14 protein-coding genes are annotated in these 17,546 nt (G+C 65.8%); 7 read left to right on the top strand and 7 right to left on the bottom strand.

Annotated elements, in window-relative coordinates; all coding sequences use genetic code 11:
- Positions 1–6 precede the first annotated feature (6 nt).
- From kdpB to kdpF, 3 genes are read right to left on the bottom strand one after another with little or no spacing between them, the layout of a single operon-like run.
- Positions 7–2,043 (bottom strand): potassium-transporting ATPase subunit KdpB, encoded by a 2,037-nt coding sequence (gene kdpB / locus ACI3K3_RS21145; RefSeq protein ID WP_404917306.1) that lies wholly within the window; start codon positions 2,041–2,043, stop codon positions 7–9.
- Between the two features lie 10 nt (positions 2,044–2,053).
- Positions 2,054–3,757, bottom strand: coding sequence for a potassium-transporting ATPase subunit KdpA (gene kdpA / locus ACI3K3_RS21140; RefSeq protein ID WP_404917304.1), 1,704 nt, complete (start codon positions 3,755–3,757; stop codon positions 2,054–2,056).
- A 10-nt stretch (positions 3,758–3,767) separates the two neighbouring features.
- Entirely contained in the window at positions 3,768–3,857 is a 90-nt protein-coding gene (kdpF, locus tag ACI3K3_RS21135; protein ID WP_095386356.1) for a K(+)-transporting ATPase subunit F, read from the bottom strand.
- Positions 3,858–4,215: 358 nt separating this feature from the next.
- Between kdpF and ACI3K3_RS21130 the strand changes: the two genes are divergently transcribed.
- The 4 genes from ACI3K3_RS21130 to ACI3K3_RS21115 all read left to right on the top strand — a co-directional run bounded on the left by ACI3K3_RS21130 (position 4,216) and on the right by ACI3K3_RS21115 (position 9,285).
- Positions 4,216–6,591 carry a membrane-bound PQQ-dependent dehydrogenase, glucose/quinate/shikimate family gene (locus tag ACI3K3_RS21130; RefSeq protein ID WP_404917302.1) on the top strand — a complete coding sequence of 792 codons (2,376 nt, stop codon included), beginning with the start codon at positions 4,216–4,218 and terminating at the stop codon, positions 6,589–6,591.
- Between the two features lie 86 nt (positions 6,592–6,677).
- The gene (locus ACI3K3_RS21125) at positions 6,678–7,136 is read left to right on the top strand and encodes a DUF1801 domain-containing protein (protein ID WP_404917300.1); all 459 of its coding nucleotides are present in this window, start codon (positions 6,678–6,680) and stop codon (positions 7,134–7,136) included.
- A 125-nt stretch (positions 7,137–7,261) separates the two neighbouring features.
- On the top strand, positions 7,262–7,582 hold the full coding sequence (locus tag ACI3K3_RS21120; protein ID WP_404917298.1) for a DUF485 domain-containing protein: 321 nt from the start codon (positions 7,262–7,264) through the stop codon (positions 7,580–7,582).
- Positions 7,579–9,285 (top strand): cation acetate symporter, encoded by a 1,707-nt coding sequence (locus ACI3K3_RS21115; protein ID WP_404917296.1) that lies wholly within the window; start codon positions 7,579–7,581, stop codon positions 9,283–9,285. Before ACI3K3_RS21120 ends, ACI3K3_RS21115 begins: the two co-directional genes overlap by 4 nt.
- A 19-nt stretch (positions 9,286–9,304) precedes the next feature.
- Here the strand turns inward: ACI3K3_RS21115 and ACI3K3_RS21110 are convergent, their stop codons facing one another.
- Entirely contained in the window at positions 9,305–10,294 is a 990-nt protein-coding gene (locus tag ACI3K3_RS21110; protein ID WP_404917294.1) for a GlxA family transcriptional regulator, read from the bottom strand.
- A gap of 166 nt (positions 10,295–10,460) precedes the next feature.
- On the opposite strand from ACI3K3_RS21110, the gene ACI3K3_RS21105 reads away from it, so the two are divergent.
- The gene (locus ACI3K3_RS21105) at positions 10,461–11,240 is read left to right on the top strand and encodes an SDR family NAD(P)-dependent oxidoreductase (protein WP_404917292.1); all 780 of its coding nucleotides are present in this window, start codon (positions 10,461–10,463) and stop codon (positions 11,238–11,240) included.
- Between the two features lie 36 nt (positions 11,241–11,276).
- Positions 11,277–12,044 carry an alpha/beta hydrolase gene (locus tag ACI3K3_RS21100; RefSeq protein WP_404917290.1) on the top strand — a complete coding sequence of 256 codons (768 nt, stop codon included), beginning with the start codon at positions 11,277–11,279 and terminating at the stop codon, positions 12,042–12,044.
- Positions 12,045–12,072: 28 nt separating this feature from the next.
- Here the strand turns inward: ACI3K3_RS21100 and ACI3K3_RS21095 are convergent, their stop codons facing one another.
- The 3 genes from ACI3K3_RS21095 to uxaC form a co-directional block, all read right to left on the bottom strand.
- The gene (locus ACI3K3_RS21095; protein WP_404917288.1) at positions 12,073–12,873 is read right to left on the bottom strand and encodes a MipA/OmpV family protein; all 801 of its coding nucleotides are present in this window, start codon (positions 12,871–12,873) and stop codon (positions 12,073–12,075) included.
- A 173-nt stretch (positions 12,874–13,046) separates the two neighbouring features.
- Positions 13,047–14,480 (bottom strand): mannitol dehydrogenase family protein, encoded by a 1,434-nt coding sequence (locus tag ACI3K3_RS21090; protein ID WP_404917286.1) that lies wholly within the window; start codon positions 14,478–14,480, stop codon positions 13,047–13,049.
- Positions 14,477–15,922 (bottom strand): glucuronate isomerase, encoded by a 1,446-nt coding sequence (uxaC, locus tag ACI3K3_RS21085; RefSeq protein WP_404917284.1) that lies wholly within the window; start codon positions 15,920–15,922, stop codon positions 14,477–14,479. The genes ACI3K3_RS21090 and uxaC overlap by 4 nt, the downstream gene beginning before the upstream one ends.
- 69 nt (positions 15,923–15,991) lie before the next feature.
- On the opposite strand from uxaC, the gene ACI3K3_RS21080 reads away from it, so the two are divergent.
- Complete coding sequence (locus ACI3K3_RS21080) at positions 15,992–17,521, top strand: UxaA family hydrolase (RefSeq protein ID WP_404917282.1); 1,530 nt, start codon at positions 15,992–15,994, stop codon at positions 17,519–17,521.
- Positions 17,522–17,546: the final 25 nt, after the last annotated feature.

The raw sequence follows: 17,546 nt of genomic DNA, 5'->3' as shown, positions 1-17,546 counted from the left end.
GCCTCCTCAGGCGAGGTTCAGGCCGGTGACGGCCAGATCGATGAGCTTGATGCCGATGAACGGCGCGATCAGTCCGCCTAGGCCGTAGACTGCCAGGTTGCGCGCCAGCAGCGGGCCAGCGCCCATCGGCCGGTAGGTCACGCCCCGCAGCGCCAGCGGCACCAGGCACGGGATGATCAGCGCGTTGAAGATGATGGCCGAGAGGATCGCGCTTTCCGGCGTGCCGAGGCGCATCACGTTCAGCACGCCGAGGCCCGGATAGAGCGCGACGAACATGGCGGGGATGATCGCGAAATACTTGGCAACGTCATTGGCCACCGAGAAGGTGGTCAGCGCGCCGCGCGTCATCAGCAACTGCTTGCCCAGGCCCACGACTTCGATCAGCTTGGTCGGGTCGCTGTCGAGATCGACCATGTTGCCGGCCTCGCGCGCGGCCTGGGTGCCGGTGTTCATGGCCACGCCTACATCCGCCTGCGCCAGCGCCGGCGCATCGTTGGTGCCGTCTCCGCACATGGCGACGAGCTTGCCGCCCTGCTGTTCCTTGCGGATCAGCGCCAGCTTGTCCTCCGGCGTGGCTTCGGCCAGGAAATCGTCCACACCGGACTCCGCCGCGATGGAGGCGGCGGTCAGCGGGTTGTCGCCGGTGATCATCACCGTGCGGATGCCCATCTGCCGCAGTTCTCCGAACCGCTCGCGAATGCCGGCCTTGACGATGTCCTTGAGGAAGATCGCGCCCAGCAGCCTGCCGTCCACCGCCACGGCGAGGGGCGTGCCACCGGCGCGGGCGATCTCGTCCGTCACGCGGCGCAATTCGGTGGCCGCCGTGGTCGCACCCGCTTCCGGATTGGCGCGCAGCACCGCCTGCACTGCGCCCTTCTGGATCACGCGGCCGCCGGTATCGACGCCCGAGAGGCGGGTCTGCGCGGTAAAGGGGATGACTTCGGCGCCATGAGGCAGCTGCGCTATCGTGAGGCCGAACTTCTCGCGCGCGAGGACCACGATGGAGCGGCCCTCCGGCGTCTCGTCGGCCAGGCTGGCGAGCAGCGCGGCCTCGGCCAGTTCGGCAAGGCTGGCGCCGCCGACCGGGCGGAACTCGGTCGCCTGGCGATCCCCCACGGTGATCGTGCCGGTCTTGTCGAGCAGCAGGACGTCGACGTCGCCCGCCGCCTCCACCGCGCGGCCGGACTTGGCGAGCACGTTGAAGCGCACCAGCCGGTCCATGCCGGCGATGCCGATGGCCGAGAGCAGCGCCGCGATGGTGGTGGGGATCAGCGTGATCAGCAGCGCGGCCAGGATCGACACGGGGATGCTGCCGCCCGCGTAGCTGGCGAAGCCGGGGATCGTGCCCACTGCGATCAGGAAGATGATCGTCAGGCCCACCAGTAGCAGGGTGAGCGCGATCTCGTTCGGCGTCTTCTGCCGCTCGGCGCCTTCGACCAGCGCGATCATGCGATCCAGGAAGCCCTGCCCCGGATTGACGGTGACGCGCACCCGGATTTCGTCCGAGATGACGCGGGTGCCCGCGGTGACGGCGGAACGATCGCCGCCCGCTTCGCGGATCACCGGGGCACTCTCGCCGGTGATGGCCGCTTCGTTGACCGAGGCGACACCGGAAACCACCTCGCCGTCGGAGGGGATGAGGTCGCCGGTCTGCACCAGCACCACGTCGTCCTTCTTCAGCTGGCTGGCGGGCACCTCGTCGAAACGACTGCCGTCTCCCTTCAGGCGCTTGGCGGTCAGCTCGGCCTTGGTGGCGCGCAGGCTGGCCGCCTGCGCCTTGCCGCGCCCTTCGGCCAGCGCTTCGGCGAAAGTGCCGAACAGCACCGTCAGCCAGAGCCACAGCACGAGCTGGATCTTGAAGCCCGCCGCCAGGCCGTCATGCCCGACGATCAGCAGCACGGTGAGCAGCACCGCGACCACGGCGGTGGTGAACATCACCGGATTGCGGATCAGTTCACGCGGATTGAGTTTGCGGAAGGCATCCCCGATCGCCGGAACGATCAGGTCTGCGGTGAACAGGGAAGTCTTGGCGGATCTTGCCATGGGGTGATCCTCAGAAAAGCTGGCCACGGATCATCGCGAGATGATCGGCGATGGGACCGAGGGCGAGGCTGGGCAGGAAGGTCAGGCCGCCCACGATCAGCACGATGCCGATCAAGAGGCCGGTCCAGAGCGGTCCGGTGGTGGGGAAGCTGCCGGCGGTCTCAGGCGTGTACTTCTTCGCGGCGAGGCTGCCTGCCACGGCCAGCATCGGAATGATGATGAAGAAGCGCCCGATCCACATCGCCACGCCCAGCATGCCGTTGTAGAACGGCGTGTTGGCGGAAAGTCCGGCAAAGGCCGAGCCGTTGTTGGCGACGGCGCTGGTGAAGGCGTAAAGGATCTCGGAGAAGCCGTGCGGCCCCTTGTTGAGCGGACCGGCAAGTCCTGCAGGCAACACCGAGGCCAGGGCAGCGAAGCCCAGGATCACCAGCGGCAGGACGGCGATCGCCAGCACGGCCAGCTTGACCTCGCGGCTCTCGATCTTCTTGCCGACATATTCCGGCGTGCGGCCCACCATCAGCCCGGCCACGAAGACGGCGAGGATGGCGAACAGCAGGAAGCCGTAGATGCCCGCGCCGACGCCGCCGATCACCACTTCGCCAAGCTGCATGTTGAACAGCGGGATCATGCCGCCGAGCGCGGTGAAGCTGTCGTGCATGGCATTGACCGCGCCGCACGACGCGGCAGTGGTGACCACCGAGAACAGCGCCGAGGCGGCGATGCCGAAGCGGACTTCCTTGCCCTCCATGTTGCCTCCGGCCACGCCGAGCTGATGCAGCACGGGATTGCCGGCGGCCTCCTGCCAGTAGGTGACGGCCGTCCCTGCCAGGAACAGGGTCATCATCGCCGCCAGGATCGCCCAGCCCTGGCGGGTGTTCCCCACCGCCTTGCCGAACGTGTAGGTCAGGCCTACGCCGATCGCGAAGATCGAGAGCATCTGCACAAAGTTCGTCAGCGCCGTCGGGTTCTCGAAGGGGTGCGCGGAGTTGGCATTGAAGAAGCCGCCCCCGTTGGTGCCCAGCATCTTGATCGCTTCCTGCGAGGCGACCGGACCAAGCGCGAGCGTCTGCTTCACGCCTTCCAGCGTCGAGACGTCCACCGATCCCGCCAATGTCTGCGGCACGCCGCTGGCGATGTAGAACAAGGCGATGGCGATGCAGAGCGGCAGCAGCAGGTAGAGCGTCACCCGCGTCACGTCCGCCCAGAAGTTACCGATGCCCGCCGCGCTACGACGCGCGAAGCCGCGAAACAGCGCGAAAGCCAGCGCAATGCCGGTGGCCGCCGAAAGGAAGTTGTGAATGGTCAGGGCCAGCATCTGGCTGAGGTTCGACATCGTCGATTCCCCGCCATAGCTCTGCCAATTGGTATTGGCGCCGAAGCTGATGGCGGTGTTGAACGCCAGCGGCTCGCTTACTGCGCCGAAACCCAGCGGGTTGAACGGCAGAAGCGCCTGCCCGCGCAGCAGGACGTATGTGAACAGCATCAAGGCGGCGTTGAAGATCAGCATGTGCACCGCGTATCGGCGCCAGGACTGATCCTGCGCCGGATCGATGCCGGAGAGCCGATAGAAGCCGCGCTCGATCGGACCGAATACGGTGTGAAGCGGCGTCTTCCGCCCTTCGTAAAGAGCGAAGAGCCAAAGCCCCAACGGCTTGGCAAGGGCCAGCAGGATGCCGACGAAGGCCGCAATGAGCAGCCATCCCTGAAAGGTCATGAGTTCCCCCTCAGAAGCGTTCGGGCCGCGCGAGCACGGCTACGAGGTAAACGAGAAGGCCAAGCGCGGTAAGACCCGCCAGCCACAAATCGATGGTCATGATCGCCAGCCCCTCACGCGTGGTCGCACAAGGCGGCGTAGCCGAGGCTGGCCGCCAGCAAGGCGAGGAAGAGGCCGATCCAGAGGATGTCCTGCATGAAATGCTCCTGCAAGTTCATCGCCGCAGAGCGCGGCGTGAGTCGATTGCAGCAGCGCCACTAGGACGGTTCGGCGTTAGAATTCGAGACGAGGGAAATGCCCGAGGCATAGTATTTTCATATGATCCCGGAGCATCCGCTGCGACGACGACAGGCATCGACGCGGCACAAAGTCGCGAAAGCCCGGAACATTCCAGGAGTTGCGCCATTCACACCCAGGTCATGAATGTTTCCGGAGTGTAAATGATGGCGTTCCCCAGCATGCGACAGAGGGCGGGCGCGCTGCCGCCAATCGTTCTCGGGAGCGTCATTGCGCTGATCGGCCTCGTGCTGACGATCGGCGGCATCTACCTCGCCGTGCTCGGCGGCTCGATCTATTACATTCTGACCGGCATCGCCCTGCTGGCATCCGGCGCCCTGCTGATCCGCGGGAACATCCTGGGCGGATGGATCTACTGCGCGGTCTTCGTCCTGACCGTCATCTGGGCGTTCGGCGAAGTGGGAGCGAACAACTGGGCGCTGGTGCCGCGCGTCATTGCCCCGCTGGTGCTGCTGGTGGCGACGCTGCTGGTGATGCCGACGCTCTCCGCGCGCCCACATCGCTGGAAGCTGGGACTGGGCGCCAGTGCGGCGGCGGTGGTTCTCACGGCAGTGACGGCGACGATCTTCGCACGCATGGCGGAAACCGGCCCCCAGTCACCATTCCCCGACTTGCGCTTCGAAATGGGCGATCCTTCGCTCCTGTCGACCGGAGACGACTGGCCCGCCTACGGCGGCAGCGATGCCGCTCGCCGCTTCTCGCCGCTGGGACAGATCACGCCGGCAAACGTGAAGAACCTCAAGCGCGCCTGGATCACGCACACCGGCGACATGCCCTCGTCAGACCGCATCGCCAAGACTTACGGTGGCGAGAATACGCCGCTGAAGATCGGGAACATGCTCTACGTCTGCACGCCCAAGAACATCGTGCTTGCCCTCGATCCCGCAACCGGGAAGCAGCGCTGGAAGTTCGATCCGAAAGTATCCGACGAAGCGATCCCCTATACCGCCGCCTGCCGCGGCGTGAGCTACTTCGCCGTTCCCGGCGCACCGGCGGACCAGCCATGCGCCACGCGCATCATCTACGGCACGCTCGACGCGCGCCTCTTCGCGATCGATGCCCGCACCGGCATGCGCTGCGACGCCTTCGGCAGCAATGGCGAAGTCGATACCAAGGTCGGCATGGGCAACACGCCTCCGGGCTACGTATCGATCAACTCTCCGCCCACCATCGTGCGCGGCGTGGTCGTGACAGGGCATCAGGTGCTGGACGGCCAGGATCGCTGGGCGCCCTCCGGCGTGATCCGCGGCTACGACGCGGTGACCGGCAAGCTCCGCTGGGCCTGGGACATGATGCATCCTGACTGGAACGGCTATCCGCCGCCGGGGCAGTCCTGGGCGCGCGGCACTCCGAACATGTGGACGATCGCCAGCGGTGACGAACAGCTCGGCCTCGTCTACCTGCCGATGGGCAATGCGGCGGCGGATTACTATTCCAGCCTGCGCCGCCCGCAGGAGCGCGACTTCGCAACCTCGCTCGTGGCGCTGGACGTGACGACCGGCAAGCCGCGCTGGAAATTCCAGGCCGTTCGCGACGACGTCTGGGATTACGACTTCGGCGCGCAGGCGACGCTGGTGGATTTCAAGGGCACGCCTGCACTTGTGCTCCCGTCCAAGCAAGGCGACATCTACGTGCTGGATCGCCGCACCGGGCGCCCGCTCACCCCGGTCGGCACGATCAAGGCACCGGGCGGCGGCGTGGAACCGCAGCAGCGCGCGGCAACCCAGCGCGTTTCCCTGTGGCACACCCTGCGCAAGCCAGACCTGACCGAGCGCGACATGTGGGGCATGTCGCCGATCGACCAGATGATCTGCCGCATCCAGTTCCGCAAGGCCAGCTACAAGGGCTTCTTCACGCCGCCCGAAAGCGATCGCCGCTCCATCGAGTACCCGGGCTACAATGGCGGCACCGACTGGGGAGGCATCGCGGTCGATCCGCGTCGCGGGGTGATCGTCGCCAACTACAACGACATGCCGAACTACGTCCGGCTGGTGCCGCGCGCAGAGGCCAACAGGAAGGGCTGGGCACCTCGCGATCAGGCCCGAGGGGAAATCGGCGGCGCCGAAGGCGCGGGCGATCCCCAGGCCCACACCCCTTACGCGATCGATGTGAACGCGGGTTGGCGCCTGCCGCTTACCGGCATGCTGTGCAAGCAGCCCCCCTACGGCGGCATCCGCGCCATCGACATGGCCACGGGCCGGACGATCTGGGACAAGCCGCTGGGCGAAGCGCGGACCAACGGCCCCTTCGGTATCCCATCCATGCTGCCGTGGACCATCGGCACGCCCAATAACGGCGGCTCCGTCGTCACCGCCGGGGGCGTCGTCTTCGTGGCAGCCGCGACCGACAACCTGATCCGGGCGATCGACCTGAAGACCGGAAAAGTGCTCTGGAAGGACGTGCTCCCGGCGGGCGGGCAGGCGACGCCGATGACCTACATGGTGAACGGCAAGCAGTACCTCGTCATCGCACCGGGCGGCCACCACTTCATGGAGACACCGATCGGCGATCAGGTAATCGCCTATGCCCTGCCCTGACGGGCACGGGCACGGGCACGGGCACGGGCTCAGGTTCAGCGCCCGCCTCCGACGATTGGCCATCGGCTGCGTCAGCGAACGCTGCTATGCAGGACGAAACGCTTCTTCCCTCGCGTCATCAGGAGAGAGTCGTGGCGGAACTCAAGACGAAGCCTGTAGACCTCCCGGCCCCCGACTTTCTGGCCAAGGTGCCGGATCCGCTTCGGCGAGCGGATGGGCAGAGGCTATGCGCCATGATGGAGAGGGTCACCGGCGAACCGGCCACGATGTGGGGATCTTCGATCGTCGGCTTCGGAAGCTATCATTACGTCTATGACAGCGGGCACGAAGGCGACATGTGCCGGGTCGGTTTTTCACCGCGCGCATCCGCGCTGGTCCTCTATCTGGGAGGCTTCCCGGAGTTCGACGAACTCCTTGCGCGACTGGGCAAGCACAAGCGTTCGAAGTCGTGCCTTTACCTGAACCGGCTTGCTGACGTGGACATGGACGTTCTCGAAGACATCACGCGCCGGACGTTCGCCTTGACGGCGGCTGCGGCCCGTTGATGTCGTTCAGGAAAACTTCCTCACGCGATACCCGCCGGAGCCGACCGCCAGGCGCGCCATTTCCAGGCTCTTTTCTTTAGCCCGTAACCGGTTAGTATCCCCTCAAAATCAGCGAGAGAGGGTGCATGGCGGGCGCGAAGGAAGAAGCTCTGGTTGCCGCAGTGGGTGCAGACCCGCGATACGCAGCGCTGGTAAGGCAGCGGGCCCGGCTTGGCTGGTGGCTGTCCGCCGTCATCTTCGCTGCCTTCGTCGGCTTCCTGCTACTGATCGCTTTCGACAAGGCTCTTCTCGGCACCCCCATCGGGCAAGGCGTGACCTCGATCGGCATTCCGATCGGGTTGGGCCTGATCCTGCTGGCGATCGCCTTGACCGGCGCTTACGTGGTCTACGCCAATCGACGCCATGATGCCCGGATGGCGCAAATCCTCAAGGATCACGGCGCATGAGGCCGTGGTGCACCGCAGCCGCGGTTGCCGCTTTCGCCCTGGCCCCGCACCCGGCCTTGGCCGCCGCGCTGGAAGGCGAAGCCCAGCGGCAACCGGTTAACTGGGTCGCCATCGCGATGTTCGCCGCCTTCGTAGGCCTGACGCTCTGGATTACCAAGGCGGCCGCGGCACGTACCCGCAGCGCTTCCGACTTCTACACGGCCGGGGGCGGCATCACCGGCTTCCAGAACGGTCTCGCCATGGCCGGCGACTATATGTCGGCCGCATCGTTCCTCGGCATTTCGGCCCAGATCTTCAACGACGGCTATGACGGCCTCATCTATTCCACCGGGTTCCTGGTCGGCTGGCCGATCCTGCTGTTCCTGATGGCGGAGCGCCTGCGGAACCTCGGCCGCTTCACCTTTGCCGACGTCGCCTCCTATCGCTTTGCCCAGCCGCCGGTGCGCAGCTTCGCGGCCGTCAGCACGCTGCTGGTCGTGAGCTTCTACCTGATCGCGCAGATGGTCGGGGCCGGACAGCTTATTAAGCTGCTGTTCGGCCTGCCCTATCCGGTGGCCGTGGTGATAGTGGGCGCGCTGATGATGCTCTACGTCCTGTTCGGCGGCATGCGTGCCACCACCTGGGTCCAGATCATCAAGGCGGTGATGCTGCTCGGCGGCGCCAGCTTCATGGCCGTGATGGTCATGGCGCAGATGGGCTTCAGCCTCGAAGCCCTGTTCGCGCGGGCCGTGGAAGTAAAAACCGAAGCTGCGCTGGCGGCAGGTGCGACGCCGGTGGAGGCCGCCGAACGCGGCCGGTCCATCATGGCGCCCGGCAACTTCATCAAGGATCCGGTGTCGGCGATTTCCTTTGGCCTTGCCCTGATGCTCGGCACGGCGGGCCTGCCGCATATCCTCATGCGCTTCTTCACGGTCCCCGACGCGAAGGAGGCGCGCAAATCGGTACTCTGGGCGACCGGCTGGATCGGCTACTTCTACATCCTGACGTTCATCATCGGCTTCGGCGCCATCGTGATGGTGGGCACGCAGAGCAGCTATCTCGACGACGCCGGCACCTTGCGCGGCGGCGGCAACATGGCGGCGATCCACCTTGCCCATGCGATCGGCGGCAACGCCTTCCTGGGCTTCATCTCCGCAGTCGCCTTCGCGACCATTCTCGCCGTCGTGGCCGGGCTGACCTTGTCCGCTGCATCCGCCGTCAGCCACGATCTCTATGCAACCGTGATAAAGCAGGGTCAGGCGAGTTCGGCGGACGAACTGCGCGTATCGCGGCTGACCACGCTGGCGCTGGGCGCGCTGGCAGTACTGCTGGGCCTGGTGTTCGAAAAGCAGAACGTCGCCTTCATGGTCAGTCTGGCCTTTGCGCTGGCCGCTTCCGGCAATTTCCCGGTGCTGATCCTGTCACTGCTGTGGAGCGGCTGCACTACGCGCGGCGCGGCTCTCGGCGGAACGATCGGATTGCTGACGGCATTCGTGCTCACCCTGCTCTCGCCCGCCGTATGGACCACCACCTTCGGGCTGGGACCGGCGCCTTTCCCCTACAGTTCGGCGGCGATCTTTTCCGTTCCGGCTGGGTTTCTGGCGATCTGGCTGATATCCCGGTTCGACCGCTCGCCACGGGCCGCCATCGACCAGGCAGGGTATTCCGCCCAGCGGGTTCGCTCGGAAACGGGCATCGGCGCCTTCGCCGCCAGCGATCATTGAGGAGAAGGTGGAACTGCGGTCATGCGGCAACCGCCAGTTCCACGCCGCTGGAGAAGCGGTTGCGATATTCTCCCGGCGAGAGGCCCATGATCCGGTTGAAGACCCTGCGAAACGCCGTCGCGTCCTCGTAGCCGACAGCCCAGGCGATCTGGTCCACTGGACGGCGTGTGAACTCCAGCAACTCGCGCGCCTTGCCGACGCGCAGGTTCTGCACGTATTCCACTGGTTTCGTGCCCGTCGCCGCCTTGAAGCGGCGGAGGAACGTGCGCTCCTCCAAGCCGGCCCGCGCAGCCATGTCGGAAACCGCCAGCGCCCGCTCCGCCCGCCCTTGAAGCCAATGCTGAACCTTCAGGATGGCCTCGTCCCCATGGGTCAGTCGCGGCGCGAAACTGCTGTAATGCCGCTGCTCGCGTCCGGCCGGATCGACCAGCAGGAACTTGCCGGTTTCGATCATCACGGAGGGCCCCAACAGGCGATCTACGATCCTCATGCCGAGATCGGTCCAGGCCATCAGCCCTCCGGCCGTAATGATGTCGCCGTCCTCTATCACCATCTTGTCCGGTTCCAGCCGCACGTCCGGGAACCGCGCCCGGAACCGCTCCGCAAAGAGCCAGTGGGTGGTAGCGGGGCGCCCCGCCAGCAGCCCGGTGGCGGCCAGCATGAACGTTCCGCCGCAAGTGGAGGCCAGGGTCACGCCATGCCCATGCCGGTCGAGCAGCCAGCGGGCATAGGGCACCGCCTCCGCCGCATCCACGGGGCCGGTAAGGCGTCCCGGCACGATCAGGATCGCAGGCTCTCCGCTCTCGCCGGGATGGGTATCGAAGCCGCGCGCGAAACCGCTCGTCTCGTTCATCTCCCAGTGGCTCACACGAAGCCTCGGCCCGCCGCGCTCGGTGGAGAAATGCGAGGCGATGGCGAAAAGGTCGGTGATGCCGTGGACCATCGCAGCCTGGCAGCCCGGATAGAGAACAAGACCGATCTCCGCCTTGATGCGCGCGCTGTTGGACATGCCCGAAGTTCCTTTGTCAGTTTTGGCCTGCCTTTTGTCGGAACCGCCGATCCTGCGAGCCGTCGGCACAGTCTATCCCGCTCTTCACGGGGCGCAACGGCCCGATAGACTGAAACTTCCGGCGCCGCGCCCAGGTGCGGCCTCGTCACCACGAAAGGACATGCACATGAACAAGGGCACTTTCCTCATCACCGGCGCGTCGGACGGCATCGGCGCGGTCTATGCCGATCGCCTCGCGCGCCGTGGCCACGACCTGATCCTGGTGGCGCGCCGTGCGGACAAGCTGGAGGCGCTGGCAGCAAGGTTGGCGACGGAAACCGGCGTGAAGGTGGAGACACTGAGCGCCGATCTCTCCAGACCGGACGACCTTGCCGTCATCGAAGGGCGGCTGCGCGAGGATGCCGCGATTACCGGCCTCGTCAATAACGCGGGGATCGCCGGGGAGACCACCTTCGTCGGCGCCGACCCCGCGCACCTGACCGGGATGATCGATCTCAACGTAATGGCCGTCACCCGTCTTGCCGCCGCCATTGCGCCGCGCCTGGCCGATCTGGGCGGCGGGACGATCATCAACATGACTTCGGTGACCGCACTGATGCCCGACGGCTTCACCGCGGTCTATCCCGCGACCAAGGCCTACGTCCTCGCGCTTACCGAGGCGCTGAACGTCGAACTGGGCGCGAAAGGCGTGCGGGTACAGGCCGTGCTGCCGGGGGTCACGCGGACGCCGATCTGGACCGAGGAGCAACTCGCAGGCCTTCCCGCCGATATGGTGATGGACGTCGATGACATGGTAGACGCTGCGCTCAAGGGCCTCGATCTTGGCGAGACGATCACGATCCCGGCGCTGCCGGACAATGCCGACCTCGATGCCTATCTCGACGCGCGCCGCGCGTTACGCCCCAACCTCTCCCGCAATCGTCCCGCCCAGCGCTACGGCGCCTGACTGCCTGCCAAGGCTTAAACTGAAAGGAGACATGCCATGAGCAAGACCATCGTCCTCATTCACGGCGCCTGGCTCAATGCCCGCAGCTGGGAGCAGGTCAAGGCCCGCTACGAAGCGCGCGGCCATACCGTCATCGCTCCCGACTGGCCGCTCGACGAAGGCGAACCCGCTGCCCTGCGAGCCCGCCCTCACCCCGACCTCAAGAACCTGGGCCAGCGGCGGATCGTCGATCATTATGAAGCGATCGTCCGTGCCCTGCCAGAGGCTCCGGTCCTTATCGGGCACTCGTTGGGGGGCGTGGTGGTCCAGCATCTGCTCGACCGCGGCCTGGGCGCTGCCGGGGTCGCGATCGATCCGGCGCCCACGCCGGGCGTGCCGATCCATCCCCATGCGCTCGTCTCCGCACTGCCGGTGTTCCTCGACCCGTTCAGCCGCAACAAGGTCAAGCAGATGTCGCGCCGCTTCTTCGCCCGGCGCTTCGCCCAGACCCTGTCGGCGGAGCAGGCGGAGACGGCCTACGAGCGGTACGTCGTGCCCACGCCGGGCCGCGTCTACTGGGACGGGATCGTCAACCCGATGAAGATCGACTGGGCCAATCCGAAGCGCCCGCCGCTACTGCTGATCGGGGGCGGCGAAGACCTCATCGCCGACGCCGCCATGACCCGCGCGATCCATGCCCGGCAAAGCCGTGCGGCAACCCGCACGGACTATCTGGAATTCGCCGGGCGATCGCACTGGACGCTGCTTGAACCCGGCTGGGAAGAAGTGGCCGATGCCGCGCTCGATTGGGTCGAGCGGATCTGAAGACGATTTCGCGGCCCAAGGGCTGGATCTAGCGAGACAGGCGATAGGTCAGGGACAGGAACCCGGTGGGAAGCGTCTTGTGGGCGACCAGGGGGCTCGTCGCCGTCCTTCCCAGCAGCGTTGTCGCGCCGACCGAACCACTCAGGCTGAAGCGGCCGTCCAGGCGATAGATGGCGGTCAACAGAACGGATGCATCCTTGAAGCCGGCCTTGCCTTGCCACGGCGCCAGTCCCGAGGCCTGCGCCTCTTCGTCGGTAACGCCGAAATAGCGGTCGCTATGGCGGCGATCGGCGAAGCTGGTGGCGATCGACGGGGTCAGGATCAGTTTGCGGCTTGCGACGATCGGATAGGAAAGACTGGCATCCGCTACGAAGCCCCTGGTGCTGCCGACAAACCCTTGCGTGGCGCCCACGGTTGCGATCAGGCCTCCGGAAGAAACGCTGGCGAACGCGCGCGCTCCGGCGCCGGAGGAAAGCCTGTCGATACCGTTCGGCACATCGCGCCGCCGATAGCCCGGCATGAAGGTGACGCTCGAACCAAGCGTAAGTTTCGGCCGGGCGACGAAGTTGACGCCGATCCCGTTGCGAAAGTTGGCAAAAATCGGGCCCTGCGCAATGTCGATCGCCGGCAGTGGTAAGACCCGGTAGCTGTCCGCGCCCTGATAGACGGGCGTAGCGGCGGCGCCGATCCCAAGAATGATGCGATCGTTGCTCGGCTTTTCGAACGACTGTCGCGAACCGCTGAGGTCCTGAGCAGCGGCCGGGCCGCTTAAAGCGCAGGCACCCACCATTACGGCAGCGCCTGCAACGGCAAGATGGTTTCTCTGCAACACGCTGTCCTCGTATCAAAGCGTTCCGGGTAAGCGCATCATCCGCTTCCGGGCCGCTCAACGTGTGCTCTAATCGGATTATCGGGCAAAAATAGTGACATTGTATGTCTGATCAGGAATTCAGCGAAACACCGGACAGCGCGCTTCGGGACGTTGAAGGAAGGGATCCGCAGTTACAGAGCGCCGATCGCTTCCAGGCTTCTCGCCTCCAATCTCGTCCATCCCCGCTCCACGGCGCGAAGGAACCGGGGATCGTCGCCCAGATCGCCGAACACGTCTCTCAGCGAGAGAACCGATCTCCAATCTTCGGCACGCTCCAACAGCACTGTCGCCAGCGGATCCGTAATCGCGCGCCCTTCGCGCGCCGCAGCCGATAAAAAGCGCAGCCAGGCGGCGATCGGCAGTGCCAGCCGCTCGATCGGCCGACCGGCGGCCAGCGCGTCGCGCACCGTATCCAGAAGCCGATAGGGCAGCTTCTGCGATCCGTCCCAAGCGATCTGCGCCAAAAGATGACGGATCGCGGTGTTGGCAAAGCGGGCGAGAATGTCCGAGATGTAGCGCTCCTGATCCAGTCCCGGAGCGGCCGCCACCGAAGGCGCGATATCCTCGCGCATCAGTCGTTCCACGAAGACCGCCAGATCGCGGTCGGCCATGGCATCCGCCACGGTCTCCAATCCTCGGCCAAGGCCGATATAGGCCAGCGAGGAATGGGCGCCGTTCAGAAGACGCAGTTTAGCCGTCTCGAACGGTCTCACGTCGCTTGCGAAAGTCACGCCCGCCAGTTCGAGCGCTGGACGCTCACCGGCAAAGCGATCCTCTATCACCCACTGCGTGAAGCGCTCTCGCTGGATCGGCCAGGCGTCTTCCAATCCGATCACAGCCATGACACGGGCTCGCAGGGCGTCATCCGTGGCCGGGGTGATCGAATCCACCATTGCGTTGGGGAACGCCACATTGTCCGCGATCCAGCGCGCCGTCTCGGCATCGATCGCCTGGGCCAGCGCGGTCGTGGCGGCTTCGAGTTTGCGACCGTTGTCCGTGAGATTGTCGCAGGACAGCACGGTCACCCCATTCAGCCCCGCCAGGCGCCGCGCCCGCAGCCCGCGAACCAGCCAGCCGGTAAACGTGCCGGGCACCCAATCGTGCGCTTGCGCGGCCTCGATCTCCCGAGCTATCGCCGGATGGGAAAAATCGAGCGTGCCGTCGGCAGCGAGGCAATAGCCTTTCTCCGTCACCGTGGAACTGACGATGCGCGTGTCCTCATGAGCCAGCGCGGCCAGAATCGCTTGAGGTTCGTCACGGGTGAGCACCGCGCCGACCGCGCCAATTACGCGATATTCCGTATCGGTGTCGATGAGAGCGAGCGTGTAGAGCCCATCCTGAGGATTGAGCGCATCGGCAACCCCGCGCGAGTTGAGGCTGACGCCCGTCAGCCCCCATCGCGGATCATGCTCCAGCAAGCTATCGAACGCGGCAGCCTGGTGGGCGCGATGGAAGGCGCCCGGCCCGAATTGAACCACGCCGCGGCGCACCGCCGCCCGGTCATACCCCGGCCTGGAGACCGAACGCGGCAACCGGCCGAGGCTGTCGTTCGCGAGGCGCATCATACCGGTTCCACCTCCCGAGCGGCAGGCGCTTCCAGGCCGTAAGCCTTGCGAACCAGCCCCACGGTCAATTCCTGTGCCAGCTCGGCCGCTTCCCAGTCCGCGAGGCGATGCTCTGCGACAAGGCGTGCGAGGAAGCCGCAATCGATACGCCGGGCAACGTCATGCCGGGCCGGGATCGATAGGAAAGCGCGGGTATCGTCATTGAAGCCCACGGTGTTGTAGAAACCGGCAGTTTCCGTGGTCATCTCACGGAAGCGGCGCATGCCCTCGGGGCTGTCATGGAACCACCAGGCAGGCCCGAGGCGCAGGCACGGATAGTGTCCGGCCAGCGGCGCCAGCTCGCGCGCATAAGTCGTCTCGTCGAGCGTGAAGAGGATGACGGTAAGATCGGGCTCGTTCCCGAACAGGTCGAGCATCGGGCGCAATGCCTCTACATATTCGGTGCCGCGCGGAATATCGGCGCCCTTGTCGCGGCCGTGGCTGGCGAACAGCCGCGCGTTGTGGTTGCGCGAGGCGCCGGGATGGATCTGCATGGTCATGCCGTCTTCCAGGCTCATCCGCGCCATCTCGGTCAGCATCTGCGCCCGGAACAGTTCGGCTTCCTCCGCATCGGCCTTGCCCCCCATGACTTTGGCAAAGAGAGCCTCGCACGCAGCGGTCGAGAGATTCGCCGTTCTCGCCGTCAGGAAGCCGTGATCCGTTGCCGTAGCGCCCATCGCACGGAAATCGGCGCGGCGCTTGCGATGCGCGGCCAGGTAGCCTGTCCAGCTGTCCACGTTTTCACCAGAGAGATCGGCGAAACGCGCAAGGTCGCGGGCGAAGGAATCGTGCTCGGGATCGATCACCGAGTCCGGCCGATAGGTGGTGATCACCCTGCCCTTCCAGCCCGAATCGCGTATCGCCCGGTGGTGCCTGAGATCGTCGCCGGCGCCTTCGGTGGTCGCCAGCAGCTCTATGTTGAAACGCTCGAACAGCGCGCGCGGGCGGAACGCCGGTGACGCCAGAGCCTCGGCGATGGCGTCGTAATAATGATCGGCCGTTCCCGCATCCAATGTCACGTCGATCCCGAAGACTTCGGCAAAGACGTGGTTCAACCACATGCTGGAAGGCGTGCCCCGGAAAAGATGCCAATGGGCCGCGAACAGCCGCCAGGCCTCGCGCGGATCGGTATCCGGAAGCACACCGCGCTTGCGCGGCACGCCCAGTGCGTTGAGATCGACGCCCTGCGAGTAGAGCATGCGGAACAGATAGTGATCCGGCGCCAGCAACAGTTCGGCGGCATTGGTCCAGGGTGCGTCGGTTGCGAACCATTCGGGATCGGTATGCCCGTGGGGGCTGACGATGGGCAGGTGCGCGACCTGCTCATAGAGATCGCGCGCAATGGCGCGCGTGGCCGGGTCGGCGGGAAAAAGACGATCTGGGTGAAGCGTGAGCCTGGGCATCCGGAAACTCCTTGGTCCGTCGTCGAATACCGACTTGTGCCAGCGCTGGCAATGGCGTATCGAGGCAGCATGGTAGAAACGCTTGCCCATCCCGTCACGGCTGTCCGCATTGCGCCTGAGGACGATGTCGCCGTTGCCCTCCAGCCGCTGGAAGCCGGTGCGGAAATCCGGGTCGAGCTAGAGAGCATAACCCTGCGGGACGCGATCCCGGCCGGACACAAGTTCGCTGTCAGATCGATAAAGGCCGGATCGCCGGTGCGTCGCTATCGCGCGCCGATCGGCCTCGCGCGACAGGACATCGCGCCGGGCGAGCACGTTCACACCCACAACGTCCGTACTGCTCTGGCCGGAGAGAACGCTTATGCCTTTGCCGGTCCCGGCGCTGGAGCGACGGCATCGAAGCCAACGGACCTGCACAGTTTTCGCGGCTATGTCCGCGCGGACGGCAGTGTCGGCACGCGGAACGAATTATGGATCCTGCCGACCGTAGGCTGCGTCGGACGCCTGGGGGAAAGGCTGGCCGTGCGCGGGAACGCCGCGATCCCAGCAGGTTCCGAGGGGGTCGACGGGGTACACGCCTTCAATCACCCCTTCGGCTGCTCGCAACTTGGCGCGGATCTGGAAGGCACGGCGGCCATACTCGCCTCGCTGGCGCTCAACCCCAATGCCGGAGGCGTGCTGCTGCTGGGGCTTGGCTGTGAATCGAACCAGCTCGACGCCTTGCTCGAACGCATTCCCCAAAGCCGGCGCAGCCGCCTGCGCATCTTGCGCGCGCAGGCGGAAAGCGACGAGTTTTCGGCCGGTGTGGCACTGATCGACGAGCTGCTCACCGAAATGGCGGGCGATCGCCGCGAGGAGGTTCCGCTTTCCGCATTGCGCCTGGGCGTAAAATGCGGCGGGTCGGACGCCATGAGCGGCCTTACCGCCAACCCCCTGATCGGGCTGATAGCCGATGCCGTCACCCAGGCGGGCGGCGCCGCGATCCTCACGGAAATACCGGAAGTCTTCGGGGCCGAGAACCTCCTGCTGGAGCGCGCGACCAGTCAGGATGTGTTCGATCGCCTGTCCGGCCTAGTGAACGGCTTCAAACGCTATTTCCTCGATCATGGCGAGCCGGTTTCAGAAAACCCCAGCCCCGGCAACATCGCGGGCGGCATCACCACGCTGGAGGAAAAATCACTGGGCGCGGTGCAGAAAGGCGGGCTTGCCCCGGTGTGCGACGTGATCGGCTATGGCGAGCGGATCGCGCCGGACAAGGCGCACGGCGGCCTCACCGTGCTGGAAGGCCCCGGCAACGACGCGGTATCCACCACCGCCCTTGCAGCAGCAGGAGCGACCATAACCCTGTTCTCCACCGGCCGCGGCACCCCTCTGGGCAGCCCGGTGCCGACCATGAAGATCGCCTCGAACCACAGCCTTGCCGAACGCAAGCCCGGCTGGATCGACTTCGATGCCGCCATCGCACTGGAACAGGGCATGGAAACGGCCGCCGATGCCCTGCTCAAGCGCATCATCGCCGTCGCCAGCGGGGAGCCGGCGCGTAACGAAAGCAACGACGAACGGGCCATCGGCATCTGGAAGCGCGGCGTCACGCTCTGACACTTGCCTTGCCCAGCCCCAGCCC

The organism is Novosphingobium sp. ZW T3_23 (assembly GCF_044987305.1).
Taxonomy (GTDB): Bacteria; Pseudomonadota; Alphaproteobacteria; order Sphingomonadales; family Sphingomonadaceae; genus Novosphingobium.
Note: the sequence above shows the minus strand (reverse complement) of the source record. Positions and strands in the feature narration are given on the sequence as shown.

Bases quoted from the DNA above. Each gene is read 5' to 3' on its own strand.
- ACI3K3_RS21100 (WP_404917290.1), top strand. From the start codon at position 11,277: ATGAGCAAGACCATCGTCCTCATTCACGGCGCCTGGCTCAATGCCCGC.
- kdpF (WP_095386356.1), bottom strand. From the start codon at position 3,857: ATGACCATCGATTTGTGGCTGGCGGGTCTTACCGCGCTTGGCCTTCTC.
- ACI3K3_RS21115 (WP_404917296.1), top strand. From the start codon at position 7,579: ATGAGGCCGTGGTGCACCGCAGCCGCGGTTGCCGCTTTCGCCCTGGCC.
- ACI3K3_RS21090 (WP_404917286.1), bottom strand. From the start codon at position 14,480: ATGATGCGCCTCGCGAACGACAGCCTCGGCCGGTTGCCGCGTTCGGTC.
- kdpA (WP_404917304.1), bottom strand. From the start codon at position 3,757: ATGACCTTTCAGGGATGGCTGCTCATTGCGGCCTTCGTCGGCATCCTG.
- ACI3K3_RS21120 (WP_404917298.1), top strand. From the start codon at position 7,262: ATGGCGGGCGCGAAGGAAGAAGCTCTGGTTGCCGCAGTGGGTGCAGAC.
- ACI3K3_RS21110 (WP_404917294.1), bottom strand. From the start codon at position 10,294: ATGTCCAACAGCGCGCGCATCAAGGCGGAGATCGGTCTTGTTCTCTAT.
- ACI3K3_RS21130 (WP_404917302.1), top strand. From the start codon at position 4,216: ATGCGACAGAGGGCGGGCGCGCTGCCGCCAATCGTTCTCGGGAGCGTC.
- ACI3K3_RS21105 (WP_404917292.1), top strand. From the start codon at position 10,461: ATGAACAAGGGCACTTTCCTCATCACCGGCGCGTCGGACGGCATCGGC.
- ACI3K3_RS21125 (WP_404917300.1), top strand. From the start codon at position 6,678: ATGCAGGACGAAACGCTTCTTCCCTCGCGTCATCAGGAGAGAGTCGTG.
- uxaC (WP_404917284.1), bottom strand. From the start codon at position 15,922: ATGCCCAGGCTCACGCTTCACCCAGATCGTCTTTTTCCCGCCGACCCG.
- kdpB (WP_404917306.1), bottom strand. From the start codon at position 2,043: ATGGCAAGATCCGCCAAGACTTCCCTGTTCACCGCAGACCTGATCGTT.
- ACI3K3_RS21080 (WP_404917282.1), top strand. From the start codon at position 15,992: ATGGTAGAAACGCTTGCCCATCCCGTCACGGCTGTCCGCATTGCGCCT.